Here is a 22,286-nt window from a genome sequence, read left to right as displayed (position 1 = left end):
CTCTTGGGGAAGAAGGGTTCCAGCCGAGCCATCTGCTCGTCCGTCAGCCAATACAGGTCACTCATATCCAGACTCCTCAGGAGCCTGAATCAGATCGAGCCTCTTGGATCAATGGGTCCTGAGCCTATGGCTCGGTCGACCTCGTCGTGGGCAATCGTCTGCATGGCTTGTTGCTCGGAGCCCGTTACTGCGGCCGACTGCTTGCGGTCGTGAACGCGATGGTCAACGTGAAGATCGTCGGTCTGCTCCAAACAGCAGGAGAGCAGAACCGGATCGTGGAAATGGGATCGGAAACGCAGACGGATGTCGCCGCCGGCGAAGCCCTGCGTTTTGCGTTGCGGACGCCGTTTTCTGCCGTGCGCCATCGTCAGTCGCTGGTGCGACAGTTCGGCGAGATGATCAGCGCGACAGGTGGATGATGCCGAACGCGGCAGTGCTCGATCAACATTTTTCGCGTTACTCGGACCATGATCCACTGGTCCCGATCTGGCGCGTTTCCAGGGCCGGCCATCCGGCGATCCATCGATTCTACGACACCTGGCCGATCAGCCCGTCGGGCCGATACCTCGCCCTTACCGAGTTCGCGCGAGACGATATCCTGCCCGAACCCGGCGACACGGCCGAAGTCGTTGTGCGAGATCTGGAGAACGGCGACGTCGTCTACCGCAGCGCCACCCGTGCGTGGGACACCCAACTCGGCGCTCAGGTGCAATGGGGCGCCACGGATCGTCAGCTGCTCTTCAACGACATGTCGATATCGGACTGGAATCCTTTCGGCGTTGTCGCCGATATCTCCAGTTCATCGACGCGACGGCTGGATCGTCCGATCTATATGGTCTCTCCATCCGGCCGCCTCGCCGCTTCGCCATGCCTGAAGCGGATATTCGACGTGCAGCCTGGATACGGAGTGATCACCCCAAAGGCTCATCGAGCCGCGATCGCCTATGCGCCGGACGACGACGGAATCTACATTACAGATATCGAAACCGGTCGATCCACCCTGTGGCTCAGCATCTCCGAGATGATTGCGCGGCTCCCTGATGCGCTGCAAACGCCCGCACGCCTCGGCGGGCGCTTCTTTGTCTTCCACACAAAATGGTCGCCCGGCGAACGGGACCTGATGATCGTTCTGCGCTGTCGAATGCCGGGTGCGAAGCGAACGCTGAACTGGCTTGTGGTCGCGGATCTGGAAAAGAGCGACATCCGGATCGCCGTCTCGCCATCCACCTGGTCGGGCGGGCATCACCCGAACTGGTACCCCGATGGGTCCCGGATCCTCATGAACCTGACGACCCCGTTCAGACGAACTCGCCTCCGAAATCTGGCGTCGACGCTGAAGCGCGGCGCCGGGAAGATCGGCCTGAAGCTGTCGATATCGCCCTACACACTGAGATTGGTCAGTTTTCGTCCGGACGGTTCTGATCTGACCACGATCTCGGATCATGTGCTCGGATCGGGTCATCCGACATGGCACGGCGCTTCAAGGGCGGTGCTGACGGATGCCTATCCCTATGAGGATGTGGCGTTCGGCGACGGAACCGTACCCCTTCGCTGGACCCCAGAAGGCGCCGAGACGTCGGAATGTCTGATCCGCATCCACACGACGCCAAGGTTCGAGGGACCTCGGCGAGAATGGCGCGTCGATCCACATCCTGCCTGGAGCCCCGACCAGAGATGGTTCGTGTTCAACGGCTGTCCTGACGGCGAACGCGGGGTATTCCTGGCCGACATGAGCGGCTTCCTGGACAATACTCCGGGGGGCCCGGCATGAGGACTGGTCGATCAGCGCGGCCTGCGGCCCCTCGGTTCTATCTGGTGCTGGCCGCCGTCTACATCGCGGGCGCGGCGGGCCTGTTCGCCAACCTTCTGACGTCGCGCGGAAATGCGACGGAGCCGACATCTCTGACGTTTCTGGCGCTTTGGAGCGTGATGCTCTGCCTTCCGATCATGCGACTTCCATCGCTTCTGATCCTGAGACGGTCCGGCGCCGTCCCGATCCTTTTGATGGGGCTTATCGGCTACCTGCTGCTTTCCAGCATCTGGTCCACCGATCCCATAAAAGCTCTGACATATTCGGGGGTCGTCGCAATGAACTTCCTCTTCGCCACGAGCCTGGTCGGAACCCTCGGCGCCGCCGGCGCCATTCGGCTCGCCGGCTATGTGACGATCTGGTTGACGATCGCCGGGCTTGCCCTGGGATTGCTGTCCGTTCCGACAGCCGTCTACCTGGATGTTCACGATCGGCAAAACTTCTTGGGGATCAGCCCGTTACGGGGGCTTTCGAACCACAAGATCACGGCCGCCATCTACGCCTCCTATGGCGCCCTCGCCAGCCTGACCCTGCTCCGAAAGTGGCGCTGGCCGGCTTTCTCCGCCTGCGTCGCCATGGTCGTGATGGCTGGATCTTCGACCGGCTTGATGGCGCTCAGCGTCTGCCTGATCTTCTTCTGCGCCTTCTCCATCACGCCGGCCAGACCGACGGTGCGCTGGGGCATAACGGCGGCGACCGTCACCTCGCTGATGATCGGGGCGACCATCGGCAGTTCGTTTCTGTTCCAGGCGCTCGGTCGTGATCCGACCCTGACGGGCAGGACTGTCCTTTGGGAAATCGGCCTTCGCGTATGGGCGGAACGCCCGTTCGTGGGATGGGGCTATGTCGGCTTCATGGATTCAGCGCGACTTCGCGATTTCCTCAACGACTATCGGAGCATGGCGAACTACGACGCCCCGCACTTTCACAGCAGCTATATCCAGCTGCTGGTCGAGGGCGGCGTTCCTCTTCTGTTGGGCTACCTGACGCTCGGCCTAGCGACTCTTGCCCAAGCCTTCCGATTTTCCATCGAGAGGCCGCGAGAGGGGGCATTCATCGCCATCACGATAACTTCGATCCTCTTGCTCAATTTCGTTAGCAACACAGCACTGAGGTACAATGACTTCTCGAGCCTGTTCCTGATGATCACCGTCATCGCGCTGGCAGAAGCAAACAGGCGCTCAGCGGTGAAAGAAAAGGCGCCAGGATCACAACTCGGCCAACAGCGATTGATCGCTCGAGCGGAAGGCCCCGCATGACCCGCCCTCTCTTTTCCGTGGTCATCCCGGCCTACAACCGATCCGATGTCATCGCGCCGACGCTGGAGTCGGTTCGTGGTCAGACGCTCGAGGATTTCGAGTGTCTCGTCGTCGATGACGGGTCTTCGGACGGTGAGACGTTGCGCGGCGTCGTCGAGGGGCTGAATGATGTCCGGTTCCGTTACATTCGACGCGAGAACGGAGGCGGCGGCGCGGCGCGAAACACCGGGATCGACGCGGCCGTCGGCCGCTATATCGCGTTCCTGGATTCCGATGATCTGTTTCTGCCGACGAAGCTGGCCGTCGTCTCACAGCATCTGCCGGGAGATCCGGGCGTCGTCCTGTATTCCCAGAACCTGGTGGATCGCGGCGATCCCGATCGGCTCTGGGTCCGGCCTGACCGGGCGATCGCGCCGGGGGAGCGCGTGCCGACCTACCTGTTCATCGCCGGACAGTTCATCCAGACCTCCACGATCGTGATGGACGCGGATCTGGCGCGACGCGTTCGGTTCGATGCGCAGTTGCGCAAGGGCCAGGATCTGGATTTCTGCGTCCGGCTGGAAGCGGCGGGGGCCCGCTTCCAGATGCTGGAGAACCCACTGTCGATCTGGCGTGACCATGCTGAGGCCGGCCGCACGTCACGGACCCGCGGCTATGAGCAGCCCGAAGCCTGGCTGGCCACGCATCGCCACCTGATGACCGATCGCGAAGCCGCAGGATATCGCGCCACCAGCCTGGCCTACTACTGGGGCTGGTCAAAGCCGGTCTCGGCCATGACGGCCATCGTCGCGGGCGTGCCGGCCGGGGTCGGCGTTCCGGTCGCCGTCAGGCAGATGGCGCGCACCTTCCTGCCCCGCGAGCTGTATCGACGAATGGTGGACACGCTCGTCCGATGGCGCGGCCGCCGCAGCCCGGCGCGAGCGTGACGTGACCCTGAACCGCCAGCAGTTCCTCGGTCTCACCGCCGCCACGACGACGGCGGCGGCCCTGCCGGTGGAGGGTTCGCTGCGCGGAGTGGCAGGGCGGCATGGCTTCATGTTCGGCGCGGCGGTACGCAGCGGCGCGCTGATCGCCGATCCACGCTATCGCGCGCTGGTGACCCACGAGTGCGGTCTGGCGACACCTGAGGGCGAATTGAAATGGAACGCCGTGGACGCCGATCGCGGCTATGACTTTCATCGGGCCGAAGCGATACAGGCGATGCTGGCGCTGTCCGGCGTCCGACTGCGAGGGCATACGCTGGTCTGGCACAACGCCCTTCCCCGTTGGGCCGAGCTGGCGCTGGCGTCGCCGGAGACCGGGCGACGAACCCTGGCGGATCATATCCAGGCGGTCATGGCCGCCTGGCGCGGGCGCATCGACAGCTGGGACGTCGTGAACGAAGCCCTCGATCCCGGGGAGGCGGACGGCATGCGGCGCAGTCCCGCCTTCCGGGGCGTCGGGCCCGACTATGTCGAAGTGGCCTTCCGCACGGCTCGCGACGCCGCGCCGACCGCCGAGCTTGTGTACAACGACTATGGGCTTGAGGGGACGGACGGCCGCAGCGAAGCGAAACGTCGGGCCCTGCTGCGCCTGATCGAGCAGTTGAAGTCGCGCGACACGCCGATCGACGCCGTCGGACTTCAGGCCCATCTGAGTCTCGAGCAGGCGTTCGATCAGCCGAGCTACGCTGCCTTCGTCAGGAAGCTTTCCGGTCTCGGCGTCGACATCCATGTAACCGAACTGGACGTCGCGGATCATTCGACCGAGGCGGTCCCGGTTCGCGACCGCAGGATCGCCGACAGGGCCGAGGAGTTTCTCGACGCGGTTCTCGATACGCCCCGTGCCCGATCCATCATGACCTGGGGTCTGACCGACCTCTACAGCTGGTTGAACGATTGGGGCCGCTACTATCGACGGGATCTGACGCCGGCCCGCGCCCTTCCCTTCGACGCTTCCTATCGACCAAAGCCGATGGCGGACGGCATCCGTCGCGCCATGCGAGGCGCTCCCTCACGAGCGGCCTGACATCGGCTTGTCGTGCTGCGGTGCAAGAGGCTAGATACGAGACAGGTTCAGGAACCCCCATCATGCCGACTCTCCTCGCTCGCCCGCTCGACGGCAACGCCCGATGAAGATCGCTGTCGCGGGTATCGGCTATGTCGGCCTGGCCAACGCCGTGCTGCTGGCCCAGCATCATGAGGTGGTCGCCGTCGATGTGTCGTCCGAGCGCGTCGATCTGCTGAACGCGCGCCGCAGCCCGATCGCAGACGACGACCTGGAGCGCTTCCTGTCGGAGCGGTCGCTGAACCTGACGGCGACGCTGGACGGACCGTCCGCCTATCGCGACGCGGACTTCGTCATCGTGGCGACGCCGACCAACTATGACACGGCGACCAACTCGTTCGACACCTCGACGGTCGAGGCCGTGATCCGGCAGGTGCTGGCCGAGAGTCGCTCTGCGGCGATCGTGGTCAAGTCGACCATTCCTGTCGGCTTCATCGATCGCATCCGGGAGGAACTGGACACCGACCAGGTGTTCTTTTCTCCGGAATTCCTGCGGGAGGGCCGGGCCCTCCACGACAACCTCTATCCGTCGCGGATCATCGTCGGCGAGCGGTCCGAGCGCGCCAGGGTGTTCGCCGACCTGCTGATCGAGGGCGCGGTGAAGAAGGACGCGCCGGTGCTGTTCGTCGATGCGCGCGAGGCGGAGGCGATCAAGCTGTTCGCAAACACCTTCCTGGCGATGCGGGTGGCCTTCTTCAACGAACTGGACAGCTACGCCATGGCCGGCGGCATGGACACGCGCCAGATCATCGAAGGCGTCGGCCTCGATCCCCGCATCGGGTCGCACTACAATAACCCGTCGTTCGGATACGGCGGCTACTGCCTGCCGAAAGACACCAAACAGCTGCTGGCCAACTATTCCGACGTGCCGCAGAATCTGATCCGCGCTATCATCGACGCCAACAGCACCCGCAAGGACTTTCTGGCGGATCGCATCATCGCCCGCAGACCTCGGACGGTCGGCGTCTATCGACTGGTGATGAAGGCCGGCAGCGACAATTTCCGCGACTCTTCGATTCAGGGGATCATGAAGCGGATCAAGGCCAAGGGCATTCCGGTCATCGTTTACGAGCCGGCGCTCAAGGATGACGACTTCTTCGGATCGACGGTGGTGCGCGACCTGGCCGAGCTGAAATCCCGCGCCGACGTCATCATCGCCAACCGCCTGACCGACGACATCCGCGACGTCGAGGACAGGGTGTTCACGCGCGACGTGTTCGGAGGGGATTGATCCCCGAAATCAACCTGCGCTGACCTTCTTGCGGCCGGGAGCAGTTGTCCCGGTCGTCAGTTCGGCGACGCGCGCCTTGCGGCGGGCTTCGTGGCGATCGAGCACCTCCTTGAGGTAGCGACCGGTCCAGCTGGCCTTGTTGTCGGACACCTGTTCCGGCGTGCCCACGGCGACGATCTCGCCGCCCCCGTCGCCGCCCTCAGGCCCGAAGTCCAGCAGCCAGTCGGCCGTCTTGATGACATCCAGATTGTGTTCGATGACGACGATGGTGTTGCCGCTTTCGACCAGTTCCTGAAGCACCTCCAGAAGCTTGCGCGTGTCCTCGAAATGCAGGCCCGTGGTCGGCTCGTCGAGAATGTAGAGGGTCTTTCCGGTGGCCCGTTTGGACAACTCCTTGGACAGCTTGACCCGTTGCGCCTCGCCGCCCGACAGGGTGGTGGCCGACTGTCCCACCTGCACATAGCCCAGGCCCACGCGTTCCAGCGTCTTCATCTTGTCGCGGATCGAGGGCACGGCCTCGAAGAAGCGGGCGGCCTCCTCGACCGTCATGTCCAGAACGTCGCTGATGGACTTGCCCTTGAAGACGATTTCGAGCGTCTCGCGGTTGTAGCGTTTGCCCTTGCAGACGTCGCAGGTGACGTAGACGTCAGGCAGAAAGTGCATCTCGATCTTGATCAAGCCGTCGCCCTGGCAGGCCTCGCAGCGCCCGCCCTTGACGTTGAACGAGAACCGGCCGGGGCCGTAGCCGCGCGCCTTGGATTCCGGCAGGCCCGCATACCAGTCGCGGATTGGGCCGAAGGCGCCGGTGTAGGTGGCCGGATTTGAGCGCGGCGTGCGGCCGATCGGCGACTGGTCGATATCGATGACCTTGTCGAAATGCTCCAGCCCTTCGATCCGGTCGAACGGCGCGGGCGCCTCGGAGGCGTTGTTCAGTCGACGGGCGGCGGCCTTGTAGAGGGTCTCGATGGTGAAGGTGGATTTGCCCCCGCCGGAAACGCCGGTGATGCAGGTGAACAGGCCGACGGGAATCTCCCCCGTCACGTCCTTGAGATTGTTGCCGGTCGCGCCCGAGACCTTGAGCATCTTCTTACGATCGACCGGGCGGCGACCTTCGGGCGGCAGGGCGATCTCGCGCTCTCCGGTCAGGTATTTGCCGGTCAGGCTGTCGGGATTGGCCATGACCTGTTCCGGCGTGCCCTCGGCGCAGATGGTTCCGCCGTGGACGCCGGCGGCCGGCCCCATGTCGATGACGTAGTCGGCCGTGGTGATGGCCTCCTCGTCATGTTCGACCACAAGGACGGTGTTGCCCAGATCTCGCAGGCCGGACAGGCTTTCCAGCAGACGCGTGTTGTCGCGCTGATGCAGGCCGATGGACGGTTCATCCAGCACATAGAGGACGCCGGTCAGGCCCGAACCGATCTGCGACGCCAGCCGTATGCGCTGGCTTTCGCCGCCCGATAGGGTGCCCGACGAACGGGCGAGGCTGAGGTAGTCCAGGCCGACGTTGTTCAGGAACCGCAGGCGGTCGCTGATCTCCTTCAGGATGCGACGGCCGATCTCGAGCTGTTTCGTCGTCAGCCGCTCTTCCAGGGTGGAGACCCAGAGGAAGGCCTTCGAGATCGACAGGGCGTTGATCTCGGAGATGTCCGACCCGTCGACCTTCACCGCCAGCGCTTCCGGCTTCAGCCGCTTGCCGCCGCAGGCGTCGCACGGCGTTTCCGACTGATAGCGGCCCAGCTCCTCGCGCACCCAGGCGCTGTCGGTCTCGCGCCAGCGGCGTTCGAGATTGGGCAGCACGCCTTCGAAGGTCTTGGTGGTCTCGTATTTTCGGGCGTTGTCGTCGTAGACGAACCTGATCCTGTCCGACCCCGAGCCGCGCAGGATCACGTCCTGCGCCTTCTGGGGCAGATCGCGCCAAGGCTTGTCCATCGAGAAGCCGTAGTGCAGCGCCAGCGACTGCAATGTCTGGGTGTAGAGGGGCGAGGGCCCGCGCGACCAGGGGGCGACGGCGCCCTTGTGCAGGGTCTTGTCGCGATCAGGGATGACCAGATCGGCGTCGAAGGTCAGCTTCTGGCCGAGGCCGTCACAGACCGGGCAGGCGCCGAAGGGATTGTTGAACGAGAACAGCCGCGGTTCGATCTCGGCGATGGTGAAGCCCGACACCGGACAGGCGAACTTCTCGGAGAAGGTGATGCGACGCGGCTCATCCTCGCCTTCCGCCGCTGACGCCCATTCGGCCACGGCGATGCCGTCCGCCAGGCCCAGGGCCGTCTGCAGGCTGTCGGCGTAGCGGCCCTCGAGCCCGGCCTTGGTGACGATCCGGTCCACCACGATGTCGATGTCGTGCTTGAACTTCTTGTCCAGCGCCGGGGCGTCTTCGATGGCGTAAAATTCGCCGTCGATCTTCAGCCGCTGGAAACCCGAGCGTTGCCACTCGGCGATCTCTTTCTTGTATTCGCCCTTGCGACCCCGAACGACCGGAGCCAGCAGCAGGATGCGCTCGCCCTCGGGCAGGGCCGTCAGCTTGTCGACCATCATCGAGACAGTCTGGCTCTCGATCGGCAGGCCGGTCGCGGGCGAATAGGGCACGCCCACGCGCGCCCATAGCAGACGCATATAGTCGTGGATCTCGGTCACCGTGCCGACGGTGGAGCGCGGGTTCTTCGACGTCGTCTTCTGTTCAATCGAAATGGCCGGCGACAGGCCCTCGATCAGGTCCACGTCCGGCTTGCCCATCAGCTCCAGGAACTGGCGGGCGTAGGCGCTCAGGCTCTCCACATAGCGGCGCTGGCCCTCGGCGTAGATGGTGTCGAAGGCCAGAGACGACTTGCCCGAGCCGGACAGGCCGGTCAGCACCACCAGCTTCTCACGCGGGATATCGACGTCCACGCCCTTGAGATTGTGCTCGCGCGCGCCGCGCACGCGGATGAAGTTGTGCTTTTCGGTCATGGAATCCGGAGAACGCGGGGAAGGCCGGAGGGGTCCGGCGCAACGGTGCAATATGGGGGCTGCTTCGACGATTTCAGCAAGAACATTATAGGAACCAACAGAGGGTCGCACCAGTCTGCTGACACCGCTGCGGCAGCAGACTGGCGGTTGCGTGGCCAGAGCCGCGCTGACAAGGTGAGTCTGATCCAGGAGATGAGCATGTCCACGTCCATTCTGAGGCCGGTCGCGTTCGCTATCGTGGCTGGAGGCCTAACCTCGCTATCGGCTTGTGGTCTGCCGGCGGCGACCGCGAGCCCCGAACGTGAGGCCGAAGCGCGGGCTCTGCTGGAGGACCTGGTCGCCGATCGTGATGCGGCGCTGGCGGACAAAATGTCGTCGCTGGTCGATCTCGCCGAGGTGCAGGCGCAACTGCCGTTCATGAAGACGCTCGTACCAGAGGGTGCGGTGCCCCCGGGCAAAGTCGAGGGCTGGCGAGCCAACGCCGGGACAGGCGGCTCGACCTACGAGATGCTGCAGACCTACGACTACCCGGACCGGGTGCTTCGGGTGAGCACTGTCTTTCGCAAAGAGGGCGGCGTCTGGAAGGTTCTGAGCTTTCACATAGGTCCGACGATGAAAGGCGGCGCTCGGCAGGAGAAGATTGAGGTCGTCGAGCCGGTTCCGACAGCCAGCGCGGAGGCGTCCGCGCCGTAGACCTCAGGGCCTCCAGGCCTCCGCACCGCGCAGGAACCGTTCGCCCTCGCCCAACAGGACGCCGCTGGCGTTGGCGACGCCCAGCTCCAGACTCTGCGCGATGCGTTCGGCGCGTTCGATGAAATGATCCGCAGCGACGGGTGAGCACAGCTCACGGGCAGTCTCGCGGAACAGACCCAGCCAGCGGTCGAAATGGCGGGCGTCGATGGGCAGGAGCAAATGCTTCGGCATGGGCCGCCCCTGATAGACGCCGGTCGAAAGGGCGACGGACGACCAGAAAAGCTTCATCTGGGCCAGATGGGGCGTCCAATCCGCGATGCGGTCCGCGAACACCGGGCCGATGAGCGGGTCTGTGCGGACCCTGGCGTAGAATCCCTCGACCAAGGCGTCGATCATCGCTTCGTCTATGCCCGTGGCGTCGCGGATCGCCTGTGAGGCGGCCGCACGGCGGGCCGCGGCGTCTTCCCGGGAAGCGGCGATGTCGGGGACGCGGTCCATGAGGCCCAGATAGGCGCTCCTCCCCTATTGGTCGAGAAAGTCGCCCGCATTGAAGCTGATGACGCAGCGCGCCTGCCCTCCCCCTTCGGCATCGGAGCAATAGTCGACGCCGAACAAGTTCTGCTGAACACGGGCGGTCGAACGCCAGATGCGGCCGTCGGTCCGCCATTCCGATCCGATCCTAGTGCTCCAGGGCCCGAGGGCCTCGAACATGGCGGTCGCGGGCGCGCCGTCGCAGGTGAACAGGAGAAGCTCATCGCCGGAGCCATCCGTCGACGCCCGATCCGAGGCGCGGCCGATCGTGCCGGCGGCGATCGCCTGAGCGAAGCAGTCTGTGTAGAGACGGGCGTTGGCTGGCGGCGGGGTCACGCGGATCTGCGCATAGTCGGGCGGCGTGGAAACCGCGTCAGGAGCCGTCGCGCAGCCCGCCGCCACGACGGCTGTCAGACCGGCGATGGCGAGCGCCCGCAGGGGGAAACAGGACATGACCGGGCCTCCTCGTGCGGTTCAGGGGCGGCAGGCTCTCACGCGGCGGTGATCAGCGCCAGATCGGAAAAAGCTTGCGCGCCGCAAACCGGCCGCCCATGTTTCGGCCTTCGAGCAGTCTCTGGAGGCCCGACGATCATGATCAGCGCTTTGGAAATCGGTATCGCCCTTTCCCTGCCGCTGCTCGTGCTCGCCTATGTCGCTCTCCAACCCAAGCCGAAGCCCGTCCGCATCCGCAACCGTGACGCTCAACGCCGTCGCGGCCCGCACGCCTGACGGCCGAACCCTTTTCCATGACCTGACCCTTGCCTTCGGGCGGGAGCGGACAGGCGTCGTCGGACGCAACGGGGCCGGCAAGACCACTCTGTTGTGTCTTCTCCACGGAGACGAGCTTCCGGCAGAGGGCGCGATCCACCGGGCCGGGACGCTGGGTCTGCTGCGTCAGGAGAGCGGTCCGCCGCCTCAAAAAGAAGACGTCGCTGAGGCCCTCGGCGTCGCCGACTGCCTGGCTGTGATCCAGCGCGTCCTGTCGGGCCGCGCCGACGGTGATGATCTGGAGACGGCCGACTGGGCCCTTGAAGCGCGCATCGACGCCCGTCTGGCGGAGGTCGGGCTGGCGGGGCTGGACCTGCGCCGAGCCATAAGCGGTCTGAGCGGTGGCGAGCGAACACGGCTGCGGCTGGCCGCCTTGCTGTTGGCGGAGCCGGATCTGCTGCTGCTCGACGAGCCGACCAATCATCTTGATGTCCAGGCGCGGGGGCTGGTTCACCAGGCGCTGGAGCGGTGGTCGGGCGGGGCGGTCGTGGTCAGCCACGATCGGGACCTGTTGCGCCGGATGGACCGGATCATCGAGATCAGCCCGCAGGGCGTGGCGATCTACGGCGGGAACTACGACCACTATATCGAACGGCGCGACCTGGAGCGCGCCGCCGCCGAGCGCGGACTCATCGAGGCCGAACGCCAGGCGGGCCAGGCGGCGCGCGATCTTCAGGCCGCGTCCGAGCGCCAGGCGCGGCGGGATTCCGCCGGGCGTCGCCACGGAGCCTCGGGCAGTTTGCCGCCCCTCGTCGCGGGTCTGCGCGCCAGTTGGGCCGAGAGCGGCGCGGGGCGCGCCCGCCGCGCAGCGCTGCAACGCCGGGACGAGACGGAGACCGCCCGGCGCGACGCAGAGGCCCGGGTCGAACGGGTGCGAGGCCTGGAACTGTCCCTGCCGACATCCGGCCTGGCGGCGGGGAAGACCGTGCTGGACGCGCGTGGCCTGGGCTGGCGAACGCCGACGGGCCGGTCGGTGATCGGGGCGCTGGACCTGTGCCTCATCGGGCCGGAGCGGATCGCCGTGGTCGGCCGCAATGGTTCGGGCAAATCGACCCTGCTGAAGCTCGCCGCCGGAACCCTGACCCCCACCGAGGGAGACATCCGCACGTCGGTCCGGAGCGCCATGCTGGACCAGGATTTGGGCCTGATGCGGTCGGACGAGACCCTGGTTGACGCCTATCGTCGGCTGAATCCTGCGGCGACGGAAAACAGCGCGCGCGCGGCCCTGGCGCGGGGCCTGTTCCGGAATGTCGAGGCGGATCGGAGGGTCGGCGACCTGTCAGGCGGAGAACGGCTGAGGGCGGCCCTGGTCTGCGCTATCGGGACAGGCGCCGTCCAGGACGACCGTTCGCCTCAGTTGCTGCTGCTTGACGAGCCCACCAACCATCTCGACCTCGCGGCGATCGAGGCGGTCGAAGGCCTGCTCGTCGCCTGGGACGGCGCCTTGGTGGTCGTCAGCCATGACGAGGACTTCCTCGACGCGATCGGCGTTCAGCGCCGGATTGTCCTGGGTGGAAGCTAGCCCCAAGCTTCCATGGCTCCGGCACGGCGAGCGATCGGCGGGTCGTTCAGCACGGTGCGGGGTTCGGCCTCAGCGCGCCCGAAGAGCCAGCCCTGGGCGTAGTCGACGCCGAGGTCGCGCAGGATGTCGGCCGCCGCCTGGGTCTCGACCATCTCGGCCACGGTCGTCAGACCCAGCGAGCCGCAGAGCTCCACTAGGTGTGCGACCATGGTGCGGGCCCGCGCGTCCTCCTCGAGGCCATGGATCAGCTTGCCGTCGATCTTGACCGTATCGACCTGCAGTTTGCGGATGTAGTCGAAGGACGCCGCCCCCGCGCCGAAGTCGTCGATGCAGACGCGAATGCCGGCCTCTCGCAACAGGGACAGACGGCGATTGGCCTCGGCGATGTCGGCCAGGGCGGCGGATTCCGTGACCTCGACGATCAACCGGCGGCGCAGGTCCGCGCCGTTTGCGGTCAGACGCAGGAGATTGCGGATGTAGGCGTCGTCGGCCAGTGACGCGCCGGAGACGTTCACCGCGATCTTGAGCAGGCCCGAGCCCGGCTGGGTCAGGCGGCGAACGACCTTTTCGAGCACCACCAGGTCGAAGCTTTCGATCAGCGCCAGTTCTTCCGCCATGCGGATGACGCCGGCCGGGCCTTCCGGCGAACGGAAGCGCGACAGGGCCTCGAAATGGTGCACGGCGCCGGTCCGCAGATCGACGATGGGCTGGTAGTGGACCTCGAAGGCGCGGTCACGGACCATGGCCCGGAACGTCTCGGCCTCCTTCACGGCGCGGGACAGGGCGTCGCTGAAGGCCACGCCCGTGGCGCTGAGCCCCCCGTCCTTCAGACAGTTCTCGGCTGCGAAACGCAGGGCGCGCAGCACATTGACCGGCGGGGCGTCCGTGACGTCGGCGCTGGAGGCCGAGACGTCGAGTTCCAGCCCCTCTTCCCGGCCCAGTCGCATGACCTCCTCAGCCAGGTCGCCCGCCGTGCCGCCGTCTCTGAGCAGGGCATAGCGTTCCGGGGCCAGGCGCGCGGCGGAATCGCCGCCGATCGAGGCGGACTGAAGCGCCGCCTCGACCTTCTCGGTGGCGCGTTCGCCGGCGTCGCCGGCCTCGGACAGACCGCTGACGTCGATGAAGTCCACTGCCATCTGGGTGGGCGCCGCATGCTCGCTGATCTGACGCATCTGGGCGATCAGCCCATCCGCATCCAACATCGGCGTCACCGGCGGGGCCACCGCCTCACCCTGCCAGGACAGGGCGCAGGACACCGCCGGAGCCAGATCGGGCAGGCGGAACAGGCTGATCGCGGCCGGGCGGGCGCGACCGTCGCCGGTCAGCATGCGAACCGACAACGGCCCGAGCCGACGACCTTCGCCAAGATCGCCCATCATGGCGCGGAGCGCGCTTCGGTCTGGCGCGACCAGCAGGTCCGGCAACGAGCGGCCGACCAGCCGTTCCGCCGGCGTCTGAGGCGCCGGACCGGCTCCGAGAGCCATTTCGACCCGCCCGTTCGCATCCAGTTCGATCAACAGATCGGACGCCGCGAAGGCCATACCCAGGAATCTTTGACGAGCTGACATCGGCGCAGAATGCGCCTCAATCCCTTAAAACCGTCGATATCGAACCGGTTAACGCCGCCCGGCGGTCAGGCGCTGCGATTCAGGGTGATGGCGGTGCCGTCCGCCGTCGCGGCGTAGCCGGCGGCGCCGTAGCCCGCGCCGGTCGCCCGGGACGCAGCCACTTCTCCGGCGATGGCCTGAACGATGCCTTCGGATATGGTCCGCGCGGCGGTGACGGCGGCGGCGTGAAGCGCCAGCACGGCCTCGAACCGCTGGGTCGCCTTGATCAGGCCCATCCGGTCGGACGCCGACGCATTCGAGGCCAGGGCGGGCTGGGCCTTGAGCAGGGCCGACTCGCGGCGATACTGATTGGCCAGGTCCTGGGTCTGGGCCAGACCCTCGACGATGTCCTGGGGACGGCGCGCGGCGAAGGCCCGGGTTTCCGTCTCCAGACGCCGGGTCAGGGTTTCGGTCAGTTCGGTCAGCCGCCGGACATGGCCCGCCGCCTGGAAGTCTGCGGTGCCCGACGTCATGCGGCGTTCTCCTGAGCCTTCAGCATCTCGTTCATCACCAGGCCGGTCACGCCGATCCCGCCGGCCTTGACCATCTTCTGGGCCATGGCGTCCAGCAGGAAGCCGCGCCAGGTCGCCTCGGCGTCGCCGCCGCCGAACGGGGCCTCGGTCGATACACCCTCGAACATGGGCTTCAGCATCTGCGACAGGAAGGAAGCCTCGAACTGTTCGGCGGTCTTGCGGGCCCGGGCGACCTGGGCCGGATCCGGCGTGGCGGCGATGGCCGTGGCCGTGACGGTTTGGGCAATCATCACATCACCTCGATTTCGGCCTGGAGGGCGCCGGCCGCCTTCACCGCCTGCAGGATGCTGATCATGTCGCGCGGCGACACCCCCAGGGCGTTGAGGCCGTTGACCAGGGTCGACAGCGATTCCGAGCCGCCGACGATCCGCATTTCACGCCCCCGCTCCTCCTCCACGCTGACGTCCGACTGGGGCACGACGGCGGTCTGGCCCTGGCTGAAGGGCGCGGGTTGGACGACCTGCGGGCTTTCCTGGACCGAGACGGTCAGATTGCCCTGGGCGATCGCCACGGTGGAGACGCGCACGGCCTCGCCCATCACGACCACGCCGTTGACCTCGTCGATGATCACCTTGGCCGGCGCATCGACCATCACCGGCAGGTTCTCGACCCGGCTGATGAAGCCGGCCATGCCCAGTTGCGCCGGCGGGCGCAGGGCGATGACGGTGCCGTTCTCGGCCAGGGCGGTTCCCGGATAGGTCTGGTTGATGGCGGCGGCGACCCGCTGGGCGGTGGTGAAGTCCGGATTGCGAAGGGTCAGCCGCGCCTCGTTCATATTGGCGAACTGAAAGCCGGTTTCGCGCTCGACGGTCGCACCGGAGGCGATGCGGCCGGCGGTCGGCACGCCGCGCGTGATCGACGAGCCCGAGCCGCCCGACGCCGAAACGGCGCCGGTCTGGATCGAGCCCTGAGCCACGGCGTAGACCTGGCCGTCCGCGCCCTGAAGGCTGGTGACGAGCAGGGTGCCGCCCAGAAGGCTCTTGGCGTCGCACATCGACGACACCGAGACGTCGATGCGGGACCCCGGCGTGGCGAACGGCGGCAGTTCGGCCGTCACCATGATGGCGGCCATGTTCTTGGAGTTGGCGTTGGAGCCGCGGATGTTGACGCCCAGACGCTCGGTCATCCCTTCCAGGGACTGGCGGGTGAACGGGCAGTTGCGGAGGCTGTCGCCCGTTCCCGCCAGACCGACGACCAGCCCATAGCCGACCAACTGGTTGGCGCGGACGCCCTCGACCGCGGCGATGTCCTTGATGCGCGACTGGGCCTCTGCCGCGCCGGGAACGACGGCCAGAGCCAGTGGAGCGATCAGGGCGGCAAGCAACTTCTGCATCGTCAGGAGGTCCCGAGGCGAATGACCGTCCGCACGAAGCGAGTTTTGTGCCACAAGAAAAAGATCGTTAAATCAATAATCAAGCGATCCCAATCCCCGTCACAGGCGGCAAAAGCTGCCGGGGCGTTAACCAAACGGTGACAGTCCCCGCCCAAGGTCGGATCCTCTGTCGGAGCGCCCCGCATGAAGGTCACCGGTCCCACCGGTCCGAATCTGTCGCCACCGTCCCGCCCGGCCCGTCCGGCGAGCGGCGGCTTCAGCGTGGCGGGCGCGGCCGGCGGCGGAACGGCGGCGCCGGCGATGTCGGCCGGCGCTGCGGGCGGCGTCGCGGACGTTTCGGCCCTGATGGCCTTGCAAGGCGTGGAGAGCGCGACCGAGCGACGACGTCGGGGAATTCGGCGCGGGCGCGGTCTTCTGGATCGCCTGGATGAGCTGAAGCTGGCCATGCTCGCCGGTGAGGCGGGCGAATCAAGCCTCCAACGTCTGGGTCGCGACATCGGAGAGGCGCGCCCCGACGAGGAGGATGCGCAGCTTCGCAGCCTTCTGGACCAGATCGATCTGCGCGCCCGCGTCGAGCTGGCCAAGGCCGAAGTTCGCCGCACCGCAACATAAAGGCCGATTTTATTGAGGAATTTCGTCTCGCCCGACCGGTAGTGAGGACGAAATGTCACGTCGCGCCCAGCCTCGCGCAATCCCGCGATCACGGACGCGCGAACCGCGTTGCTCCGCCCCACCTCTTCCGCCTATAGGCAGGCTGCCCGCAGGGGGGTGTTTTGACTACGAGCGTGAATGCGATGACTGCATCGCCGTCTGCTGTAATCGGGGATCCGGGCGCGTATCGCCCTTCCGACGACGAGCCGTTCATGAATGAGCGGCAACTGGCCTATTTCAAGAAGAAGCTGCTGACCTGGCGCGACGACATCCTGCGGGAGTCGAAGGGGACGGTCATCAACCTCAAGGCCGAGACCGAGAACCATCCGGACCTGGTCGACCGCGCCTCTTCCGAGTCCGATCGCGCGCTGGAACTCCGGACACGCGACCGCCAGCGGAAGCTGATCTCCAAGATCGACGATGCGCTGCGGCGGATCGAGGACGGGTCCTACGGCTACTGTGAGGACACCGGCGAACCCATCGGTCTGGGACGGCTGGAGGCTCGGCCGACCGCCACCCTTTCGGTGGAGGCCCAGGAGCGGCATGAGCGCCGCGAGCGCGTCCACCGCGACGACTGACACAAAAAGCCCGCGCCGCCGATCAGGCCGCGCGGGCTTTTCGTTTGCAGTCTGAAGACCGATCAGGCGTTGCAGGTCGCCAGTTGCTCGGCGGTCAGGGCCTGACCCTTCCACACGAATTCGGTCACGGCGCCGAAACGGGCGACGACGCGACGGCAGGCGCGGGCGGCGGGCTGGCTGGCGCCGCCCGTGGCCGTGCAGCTGGCGCCCTCGCAGCGCCAGGCGGCGCCGTCGATGATGGTGCGATCCGAGGGCGCCTTGGCCGCGTCGGCCAGGACGGCGCGCGTGGCGGCCGGAGCCTGGGCCGAAACGGGGGCGGCGGCGAACAGGGCCGCAACGATCAGAAGGGTGCGCATGGGGAGACCTCCGCAAGGTTGTGGAGCGTCGTGACGCTCCGGCGGCCCCCTTTGTCCGTCCTTATAAGAAACTGTCAAGACACATTAGCGGCGTTCAGTTATCACTGATTATGTCAGGCCGTGCGGCGGATCGTCGCCTGAAGCTGATCGATCGCCTCCTCGACGGTGTTCGCCACCGTCCAGGCGTCGAGGAAGGACGCCGGCGTCATGCCCTCCTCCACGCTGTGCCGCATCAGGGCGAAGAAGGTTTCCCAGAAGCCGTTGACGTTCAGGAAGATCACCGGCTTGGCGTGCAGGTCCAGCCGCTTCCAGGACAGCAGTTCGACGATTTCCTCCAGGGTGCCGACGCCGCCGGGCGCCACGACGAAGGCGTCGGACTGGTCATACATCAGCTGTTTGCGCTCATGCATGGAGGTGACGACGACCGTCTCGACGTCGTCGAACAGCCGCTCGCGGCTGCGCAGGAAGCCGGGCATGATCCCCAGCACGCGCCCGCCCGCCGCATGGGCCGATCGGGCCGCGGCGCCCATCAGGCCGACGCCGCCGCCGCCATAGACCAGACGCCAGCCCGCCTCGGCGGCCGCGGCGCCGAAGTCGTGGGCGGACTGGACATAGTCGCGATGGGCGGCGTCCGAGGCGCCGCAGAACAGGCAGACGGAAGGTCCGTCAAAGGGGGCGATGGCGACTTCGGGCAGGGACATGGTCACTCGGCGACAGAGGGAGACAGAGCGGCGTCGGCCGGTCTATCTGGAACTCCAGCCTTATCCCCGGGACGCTCAGGATGAAACGGTCGATCTGCATCTCCCTGTTCGCCGCCGGCCTGGCCGCGTGTTCGTCGCCGGAGTGGCGGGAGGGCCGCGCGGCCGGGGCCGCCGCCAGCGAATGGGCGGCGACGCCCGCGATCGTCTCGGTGGCGCGATCGGCGCAGGGCGTCCGGATAGGCGGGGTCACCGAGGCGGAGGCGCGGGTGGTGCTGCGGGCCGGCGACGGCGCCGCCTACGCCACCGGCTCGGACGGGGACGGCAGGTTTTCCCTGAACATGCCGGCGCCGGCGATCGACACCCTGTTCGTCGTCGAAGGCCAGAGGGGCGAGACCTCGGTCCGCGCGCCCTATGAGCTGCTGATCGGCGCCGCGCCCGGCGGACCGGCGGCCCTGCTGGCCGACGGGGCGCCGACGCGCCGGATCGACCCGAGCGGCCCGCTGGATGCGCTGGACAGCGACGGGCGGGCCTTGGCGGCTTCGGGCAGGGCCGGGCCGGGGACCGAGGTTCGTGTCCGCATCGACGGCCGCCCGACGATCGTGGCGCGCGCGGGGCCGGACGGGCGCTGGTCGGCGCCGCTGGCGTCCAGCGGCGCCGCGCCCCTGACCGTGACGATCAATGAGCGTCGCTACGTCTATCCCGGCCCCGGCGCGGCCACGGCGCCGTTGCTGGAGCCGGCGGGCGAAGGCTGGCGCGCCGTCAGACGCTTGGGCGACGCCTCCTGGCAGAGCAGCTGGTTGCCCCGCGCCCTGCCCTGACGGGTCAGGCCGGACCCTTCAGGGCCTGATAGGCCGCTGTGAAGGGCGCGTAGAGCACGGCGAGCTGCAGCGCCGACGAGATGGCGTTGATGACGCTGTACGCCACGATCATCGGCCAGGCCTGGGTCAGGATCGCCGTCAGATCCAGCCCGTCAAAGGCGGCCAGGTTCTCCATGCTGCCGAAGATCAGGGTGGCGGGGAAGGTCACGATCTGGATGAGCAGGCTGACGACGAGGGTCATGACGCAGGCCAGCAGCGCCATGCCCAGCAGCGGCCAGAACCGGCCCCTGGTCAGGCGGAATGAGGCGAAGGGGGCGATGCGCTTCTCCGCCACGGTGATCGGCACGGCCAGGGACCAGCGGACCGCCAGCCAGATGACCAGACCGAAGCCGGCCAGGCCGCCCAGCACGATGATCAGGAACATCCACGGCTGTTCCATCGCCACCGCTGCGGCGCCGACCCCCGCCAGGACCGCGTAGATCGCCGTGATGACCGCCGCCATGGCCAGACCCAGGATGATCTGCACGGCCAGAACCCGGATTTCGTCCATGCCGAAACGCACATAGCCCCAGGCGCGGGCTTCCGGCCTCAGCACCGCGCGGGTCACCGCCGCCGACAGCACGGCGCCGAGGATCAGTCCGGCCGGCAGCAGCAGGGCCATCATCGCGCCGAACGCGCTGAAGACCTGGATCACCTCGTCGAAGCTCGGCTCCGTGTTCCCCTCCATGCTGACGCTCAGGGCCATCAGGCTGGCCAGCTGCGGCGCGGCCATGGCCAGCATGATCCCGCCGCCGACCAGATAGACCAGCATCCAGAAAACCAGGCTCAGCGGCGCGCGCCGCACGACGCGAAAGCCCTCGAAGGCGGCGTCGGTCGCGGAAAAGCTCATTGTCATCCTCCCGGCGCGCTGCGGCGCCTCTCAATCCGGTTCAGGTCTAGAGCAAAATCGGACCTGACTGACGCAGTCAGTCGGGGCGTGGATTTTGCTCCAGATTGATGCTGGAGCATTTTTTTGGAATCTGACTGATTCAGTCAGATGCAAAAATGCTCTAGCGCGAAGGTTCGGCCGCGTCTCGCGCGCTTTCGGGCGGCAGGGCGCCGTCCGCCAGTTGCCGCGCCGCCGTGGTCAGCGCCCCGGCCCAGAAGGCGATCAGCCAGCCGGAAAACGGGATCATCACCAGCAGCGCCAGAGCCGCCCAAGGCGCCATCGGTCGAAACGCCTGGAAGACGTCGTCCAGGGTCTGGGGATCGGAGGGCCAGACCCCGCCCGTCGCCAGGAAGACGCCGACCAGCCCGGCCCCGAGCAGGCCGACGATCAGGATTGCGGCGACATAGTAGATCAGGAGAAGCAGCAGGTTCAGGCCGACCAGCTTGGCCGTTCGCCCCTTGCCGATCCTCCAACCCTCCTCGAAGGCGAAGCCGCCCGTGATCATCGCTGCGGGCATCAACAGGCTGAGCCGGGACCAGCCGACCAGAATCACCGCCAGAACGAGGACGCCGTACAGGAAGACGCCGCTGACCGCCGCCGCCTCGCCCATGGCGAAAAGGGCGAAGCCGAACGCCGCGCCCAGGACGGCGACCAGCAGGATGAAGGCGTAAAAGCCGGCGATCAGGGCCACCGCCATCACCCCGACCCGCACCTCGTCCATGCCCGCACGCAGAAACAGGAAAGGGTCGGTTCGGCCGGGCTTCAGCGTCGCGCGCATGGCCGCCGTCCAGACCACGAGCGTGATGGCCAGCTGGGCCAGGTTCAGGGCCCAGATCGCGGCCTGAAAGCCCACCATGGCGTTGATCCGCTCGACCTCCGCCTCCGATCCCATGGTCATGAACGAAATGTCCCGCAAAAACGGGATCAATACGAACCAGGCGCCGAGAGCCAGCAGCATATGCAGTGCGCCCCAGCCCAGCACCGCCACAGGTTGACGCCGGAACAGCCGGAATCCGGCCCCCAGGGCGTCGCCCATCGAGAAGTCCGCCCTCCCCGTCGATCGTTTCGTCATCGTCCCCTCCCCAAGGTTCTGCTTATGGCGCCGGCCTGCCCAGCGCGCGCCAGGCGCGGCTCAGAAATCCCGCCGTCCACGGCGCCTGAACGAGGGCCAGAAGGACGGAGGTCACGGCCCAGGCCCAGAGGCCGCGCCCGCCGAACGTCGCCAGCACGGCCAGCCAGACCAGGGTCGGCGCCGCACAGGCCAGCAGACCCAGCCAAAGGCCCAGCATGGCGCCGTTGGTGGCCCCGGTCGCGGCCAGACTGGTCATCCGCCCCCAGGCCAGGGTCGCCTGGGCGTAGAGGCTGACCCGCACCGCCATGATCGTGGGCAGAGCCAGCAGCAGCAGGGTGATCGTCGCCAGCAGGGCCAGTTTCCAGGCGGGCCCGACCCGGGCCCAGTCGCCGTCGCTGATGGCCGAAGCGTTCAGCCCGGCCGCCCCGAACAGGGCCAGGGCCGCCAAGACGACGATCGACAGGATAATGGTCATGAACAGCCCGACCAATGCTGTCGCCCCCAGCAGCCGCAGCTCCAGCCGTCGAAACTGGAACCCGCCCCGGCCGAGCCCCTGAGCCCGGGCGGCGTCCAGCCCCAGAAGGCCGATGCGCGTGCGCGCCCCGAACGCCGCCAGTCCCGCCACGGCCGCCAGCACGGTCAGGCCGACGCCGGCCAGCCCCGGAATGGCGCGGGAGGCGGTGAACAGGAGCGCCGTCGCCATCAACGCCGGTCCGGCGCCGCGCCACATCTCCGGCAGGCCGCGCGCGGCCTCGACCAGGGCGTCCGAGGCGGAGAACCGGTTGGGCTCGGCCTTCGTCGTCATCGTCTGAACCGTCGATCCGGTCACGCATCCTCCATCGCTTCGCCGCAGCTATAGCGGCTGAACCGACCGCCTGTCGCGGGGTGTCGCCTGACGAA

General features: G+C 67.0%; 24 protein-coding genes. 12 read left to right on the top strand and 12 right to left on the bottom strand.

Annotated features, from left to right (window positions below):
* Positions 1–146 precede the first annotated feature (146 nt).
* The 6 genes from ACO2Q1_RS13410 to ACO2Q1_RS13385 all read left to right on the top strand — a co-directional run bounded on the left by ACO2Q1_RS13410 (position 147) and on the right by ACO2Q1_RS13385 (position 6,346).
* A complete protein-coding gene (locus ACO2Q1_RS13410; protein WP_423329979.1) occupies positions 147–419 on the top strand; it encodes a hypothetical protein in 273 nt (90 codons plus the stop codon).
* Positions 416–1,771, top strand: a complete 1,356-nt coding sequence (locus ACO2Q1_RS13405) for a hypothetical protein (protein ID WP_423329978.1) — start codon at positions 416–418, stop codon at positions 1,769–1,771. The genes ACO2Q1_RS13410 and ACO2Q1_RS13405 overlap by 4 nt, the downstream gene beginning before the upstream one ends.
* Positions 1,772–1,815: 44 nt before the next feature.
* Positions 1,816–3,069 carry an O-antigen ligase family protein gene (locus ACO2Q1_RS13400; protein ID WP_423329977.1) on the top strand — a complete coding sequence of 418 codons (1,254 nt, stop codon included), beginning with the start codon at positions 1,816–1,818 and terminating at the stop codon, positions 3,067–3,069.
* Positions 3,066–3,995 (top strand): glycosyltransferase family 2 protein, encoded by a 930-nt coding sequence (locus ACO2Q1_RS13395; protein WP_423329976.1) that lies wholly within the window; start codon positions 3,066–3,068, stop codon positions 3,993–3,995. Before ACO2Q1_RS13400 ends, ACO2Q1_RS13395 begins: the two co-directional genes overlap by 4 nt.
* 1 nt (position 3,996) lies before the next feature.
* Entirely contained in the window at positions 3,997–5,076 is a 1,080-nt protein-coding gene (locus tag ACO2Q1_RS13390; RefSeq protein WP_423329975.1) for an endo-1,4-beta-xylanase, read from the top strand.
* A 103-nt stretch (positions 5,077–5,179) separates the two neighbouring features.
* Positions 5,180–6,346: a nucleotide sugar dehydrogenase gene (locus tag ACO2Q1_RS13385; RefSeq protein ID WP_423329973.1), complete on the top strand. Its 1,167-nt coding sequence runs from the start codon at positions 5,180–5,182 to the stop codon at positions 6,344–6,346.
* A gap of 9 nt (positions 6,347–6,355) precedes the next feature.
* Here ACO2Q1_RS13385 and uvrA read toward each other — a convergent pair whose 3' ends face one another.
* Positions 6,356–9,295, bottom strand: coding sequence for an excinuclease ABC subunit UvrA (gene uvrA, locus ACO2Q1_RS13380; RefSeq protein ID WP_423329972.1), 2,940 nt, complete (start codon positions 9,293–9,295; stop codon positions 6,356–6,358).
* Positions 9,296–9,493: 198 nt separating this feature from the next.
* On the opposite strand from uvrA, the gene ACO2Q1_RS13375 reads away from it, so the two are divergent.
* The gene (locus ACO2Q1_RS13375; protein WP_423329971.1) at positions 9,494–9,988 is read left to right on the top strand and encodes a hypothetical protein; all 495 of its coding nucleotides are present in this window, start codon (positions 9,494–9,496) and stop codon (positions 9,986–9,988) included.
* A gap of 3 nt (positions 9,989–9,991) precedes the next feature.
* Here the strand turns inward: ACO2Q1_RS13375 and ACO2Q1_RS13370 are convergent, their stop codons facing one another.
* Both ACO2Q1_RS13370 and ACO2Q1_RS13365 read right to left on the bottom strand, forming a co-directional pair.
* Positions 9,992–10,486 (bottom strand): group III truncated hemoglobin, encoded by a 495-nt coding sequence (locus ACO2Q1_RS13370; protein ID WP_423329970.1) that lies wholly within the window; start codon positions 10,484–10,486, stop codon positions 9,992–9,994.
* A gap of 24 nt (positions 10,487–10,510) precedes the next feature.
* Positions 10,511–10,972, bottom strand: a complete 462-nt coding sequence (locus tag ACO2Q1_RS13365) for a hypothetical protein (RefSeq protein WP_423329969.1) — start codon at positions 10,970–10,972, stop codon at positions 10,511–10,513.
* Positions 10,973–11,110: 138 nt separating this feature from the next.
* On the opposite strand from ACO2Q1_RS13365, the gene ACO2Q1_RS13360 reads away from it, so the two are divergent.
* Positions 11,111–11,248, top strand: a complete 138-nt coding sequence (locus ACO2Q1_RS13360) for a hypothetical protein (protein ID WP_423329968.1) — start codon at positions 11,111–11,113, stop codon at positions 11,246–11,248.
* The gene (locus tag ACO2Q1_RS13355; RefSeq protein WP_423329967.1) at positions 11,214–12,809 is read left to right on the top strand and encodes an ATP-binding cassette domain-containing protein; all 1,596 of its coding nucleotides are present in this window, start codon (positions 11,214–11,216) and stop codon (positions 12,807–12,809) included. Before ACO2Q1_RS13360 ends, ACO2Q1_RS13355 begins: the two co-directional genes overlap by 35 nt.
* Here the strand turns inward: ACO2Q1_RS13355 and ACO2Q1_RS13350 are convergent.
* The 4 genes from ACO2Q1_RS13350 to ACO2Q1_RS13335 form a co-directional block, all read right to left on the bottom strand.
* A complete protein-coding gene (locus ACO2Q1_RS13350; RefSeq protein WP_423329966.1) occupies positions 12,806–14,350 on the bottom strand; it encodes an EAL domain-containing protein in 1,545 nt (514 codons plus the stop codon). The genes ACO2Q1_RS13355 and ACO2Q1_RS13350 overlap by 4 nt on opposite strands.
* Before the next feature lie 92 nt (positions 14,351–14,442).
* On the bottom strand, positions 14,443–14,889 hold the full coding sequence (locus ACO2Q1_RS13345; protein WP_423329965.1) for a flagellar basal-body protein FlbY: 447 nt from the start codon (positions 14,887–14,889) through the stop codon (positions 14,443–14,445).
* Complete coding sequence (locus ACO2Q1_RS13340; RefSeq protein ID WP_423329964.1) at positions 14,886–15,179, bottom strand: rod-binding protein; 294 nt, start codon at positions 15,177–15,179, stop codon at positions 14,886–14,888. The genes ACO2Q1_RS13345 and ACO2Q1_RS13340 overlap by 4 nt, the downstream gene beginning before the upstream one ends.
* A complete protein-coding gene (locus ACO2Q1_RS13335; RefSeq protein ID WP_423329963.1) occupies positions 15,179–16,282 on the bottom strand; it encodes a flagellar basal body P-ring protein FlgI in 1,104 nt (367 codons plus the stop codon). Before ACO2Q1_RS13335 ends, ACO2Q1_RS13340 begins: the two co-directional genes overlap by 1 nt.
* A gap of 183 nt (positions 16,283–16,465) precedes the next feature.
* Between ACO2Q1_RS13335 and ACO2Q1_RS13330 the strand changes: the two genes are divergently transcribed.
* A complete protein-coding gene (locus tag ACO2Q1_RS13330) occupies positions 16,466–16,894 on the top strand; it encodes a flagellar assembly protein FliX (protein WP_423329962.1) in 429 nt (142 codons plus the stop codon).
* Between the two features lie 182 nt (positions 16,895–17,076).
* Positions 17,077–17,511 (top strand): RNA polymerase-binding protein DksA, encoded by a 435-nt coding sequence (dksA, locus tag ACO2Q1_RS13325; RefSeq protein ID WP_423329961.1) that lies wholly within the window; start codon positions 17,077–17,079, stop codon positions 17,509–17,511.
* A 62-nt stretch (positions 17,512–17,573) separates the two neighbouring features.
* On the opposite strand, the gene ACO2Q1_RS13320 is transcribed toward dksA, so the two are convergent.
* Together ACO2Q1_RS13320 and ACO2Q1_RS13315 are read right to left on the bottom strand one after the other, a co-directional pair.
* The gene (locus ACO2Q1_RS13320) at positions 17,574–17,867 is read right to left on the bottom strand and encodes a CC_3452 family protein (RefSeq protein ID WP_423329960.1); all 294 of its coding nucleotides are present in this window, start codon (positions 17,865–17,867) and stop codon (positions 17,574–17,576) included.
* Between the two features lie 113 nt (positions 17,868–17,980).
* The gene (locus ACO2Q1_RS13315; protein WP_423329959.1) at positions 17,981–18,568 is read right to left on the bottom strand and encodes a TIGR00730 family Rossman fold protein; all 588 of its coding nucleotides are present in this window, start codon (positions 18,566–18,568) and stop codon (positions 17,981–17,983) included.
* A gap of 80 nt (positions 18,569–18,648) precedes the next feature.
* Here ACO2Q1_RS13315 and ACO2Q1_RS13310 point away from each other — a divergent pair, with 80 nt between their 5' ends.
* Positions 18,649–19,386, top strand: coding sequence for a hypothetical protein (locus tag ACO2Q1_RS13310; RefSeq protein ID WP_423329958.1), 738 nt, complete (start codon positions 18,649–18,651; stop codon positions 19,384–19,386).
* Between the two features lie 4 nt (positions 19,387–19,390).
* Here the strand turns inward: ACO2Q1_RS13310 and ACO2Q1_RS13305 are convergent, their stop codons facing one another.
* The 3 genes from ACO2Q1_RS13305 to ACO2Q1_RS13295 all read right to left on the bottom strand — a co-directional run bounded on the left by ACO2Q1_RS13305 (position 19,391) and on the right by ACO2Q1_RS13295 (position 22,215).
* A complete protein-coding gene (locus ACO2Q1_RS13305; protein WP_423329957.1) occupies positions 19,391–20,275 on the bottom strand; it encodes a hypothetical protein in 885 nt (294 codons plus the stop codon).
* Positions 20,276–20,435: 160 nt separating this feature from the next.
* A complete protein-coding gene (locus tag ACO2Q1_RS13300) occupies positions 20,436–21,386 on the bottom strand; it encodes a hypothetical protein (protein WP_423329956.1) in 951 nt (316 codons plus the stop codon).
* A 22-nt stretch (positions 21,387–21,408) separates the two neighbouring features.
* Complete coding sequence (locus ACO2Q1_RS13295) at positions 21,409–22,215, bottom strand: hypothetical protein (RefSeq protein WP_423329955.1); 807 nt, start codon at positions 22,213–22,215, stop codon at positions 21,409–21,411.
* Positions 22,216–22,286 lie beyond the last annotated feature (71 nt).

Source organism: Brevundimonas sp. VNH65, from assembly GCF_049445955.1.
Lineage (GTDB): Bacteria > Pseudomonadota > Alphaproteobacteria > Caulobacterales > Caulobacteraceae > Brevundimonas.
This window is presented reverse-complemented; position numbering and strand designations above follow the sequence as displayed.

Excerpts from the sequence above, each read along its gene's own strand:
- ACO2Q1_RS13360 (WP_423329968.1), top strand. The coding sequence starts at position 11,111 with ATGATCAGCGCTTTGGAAATCGGTATCGCCCTTTCCCTGCCGCTGCTC.
- uvrA (WP_423329972.1), bottom strand. The coding sequence starts at position 9,295 with ATGACCGAAAAGCACAACTTCATCCGCGTGCGCGGCGCGCGCGAGCAC.
- ACO2Q1_RS13305 (WP_423329957.1), bottom strand. The coding sequence starts at position 20,275 with ATGAGCTTTTCCGCGACCGACGCCGCCTTCGAGGGCTTTCGCGTCGTG.
- ACO2Q1_RS13345 (WP_423329965.1), bottom strand. The coding sequence starts at position 14,889 with ATGACGTCGGGCACCGCAGACTTCCAGGCGGCGGGCCATGTCCGGCGG.
- ACO2Q1_RS13300 (WP_423329956.1), bottom strand. The coding sequence starts at position 21,386 with ATGACGAAACGATCGACGGGGAGGGCGGACTTCTCGATGGGCGACGCC.
- ACO2Q1_RS13395 (WP_423329976.1), top strand. The coding sequence starts at position 3,066 with ATGACCCGCCCTCTCTTTTCCGTGGTCATCCCGGCCTACAACCGATCC.
- ACO2Q1_RS13315 (WP_423329959.1), bottom strand. The coding sequence starts at position 18,568 with ATGTCCCTGCCCGAAGTCGCCATCGCCCCCTTTGACGGACCTTCCGTC.
- ACO2Q1_RS13335 (WP_423329963.1), bottom strand. The coding sequence starts at position 16,282 with ATGCAGAAGTTGCTTGCCGCCCTGATCGCTCCACTGGCTCTGGCCGTC.
- ACO2Q1_RS13340 (WP_423329964.1), bottom strand. The coding sequence starts at position 15,179 with ATGATTGCCCAAACCGTCACGGCCACGGCCATCGCCGCCACGCCGGAT.
- dksA (WP_423329961.1), top strand. The coding sequence starts at position 17,077 with ATGACTGCATCGCCGTCTGCTGTAATCGGGGATCCGGGCGCGTATCGC.
- ACO2Q1_RS13350 (WP_423329966.1), bottom strand. The coding sequence starts at position 14,350 with ATGGCCTTCGCGGCGTCCGATCTGTTGATCGAACTGGATGCGAACGGG.
- ACO2Q1_RS13405 (WP_423329978.1), top strand. The coding sequence starts at position 416 with ATGATGCCGAACGCGGCAGTGCTCGATCAACATTTTTCGCGTTACTCG.
- ACO2Q1_RS13375 (WP_423329971.1), top strand. The coding sequence starts at position 9,494 with ATGTCCACGTCCATTCTGAGGCCGGTCGCGTTCGCTATCGTGGCTGGA.
- ACO2Q1_RS13370 (WP_423329970.1), bottom strand. The coding sequence starts at position 10,486 with ATGGACCGCGTCCCCGACATCGCCGCTTCCCGGGAAGACGCCGCGGCC.
- ACO2Q1_RS13385 (WP_423329973.1), top strand. The coding sequence starts at position 5,180 with ATGAAGATCGCTGTCGCGGGTATCGGCTATGTCGGCCTGGCCAACGCC.
- ACO2Q1_RS13310 (WP_423329958.1), top strand. The coding sequence starts at position 18,649 with ATGAAACGGTCGATCTGCATCTCCCTGTTCGCCGCCGGCCTGGCCGCG.
- ACO2Q1_RS13365 (WP_423329969.1), bottom strand. The coding sequence starts at position 10,972 with ATGTCCTGTTTCCCCCTGCGGGCGCTCGCCATCGCCGGTCTGACAGCC.
- ACO2Q1_RS13320 (WP_423329960.1), bottom strand. The coding sequence starts at position 17,867 with ATGCGCACCCTTCTGATCGTTGCGGCCCTGTTCGCCGCCGCCCCCGTT.
- ACO2Q1_RS13330 (WP_423329962.1), top strand. The coding sequence starts at position 16,466 with ATGAAGGTCACCGGTCCCACCGGTCCGAATCTGTCGCCACCGTCCCGC.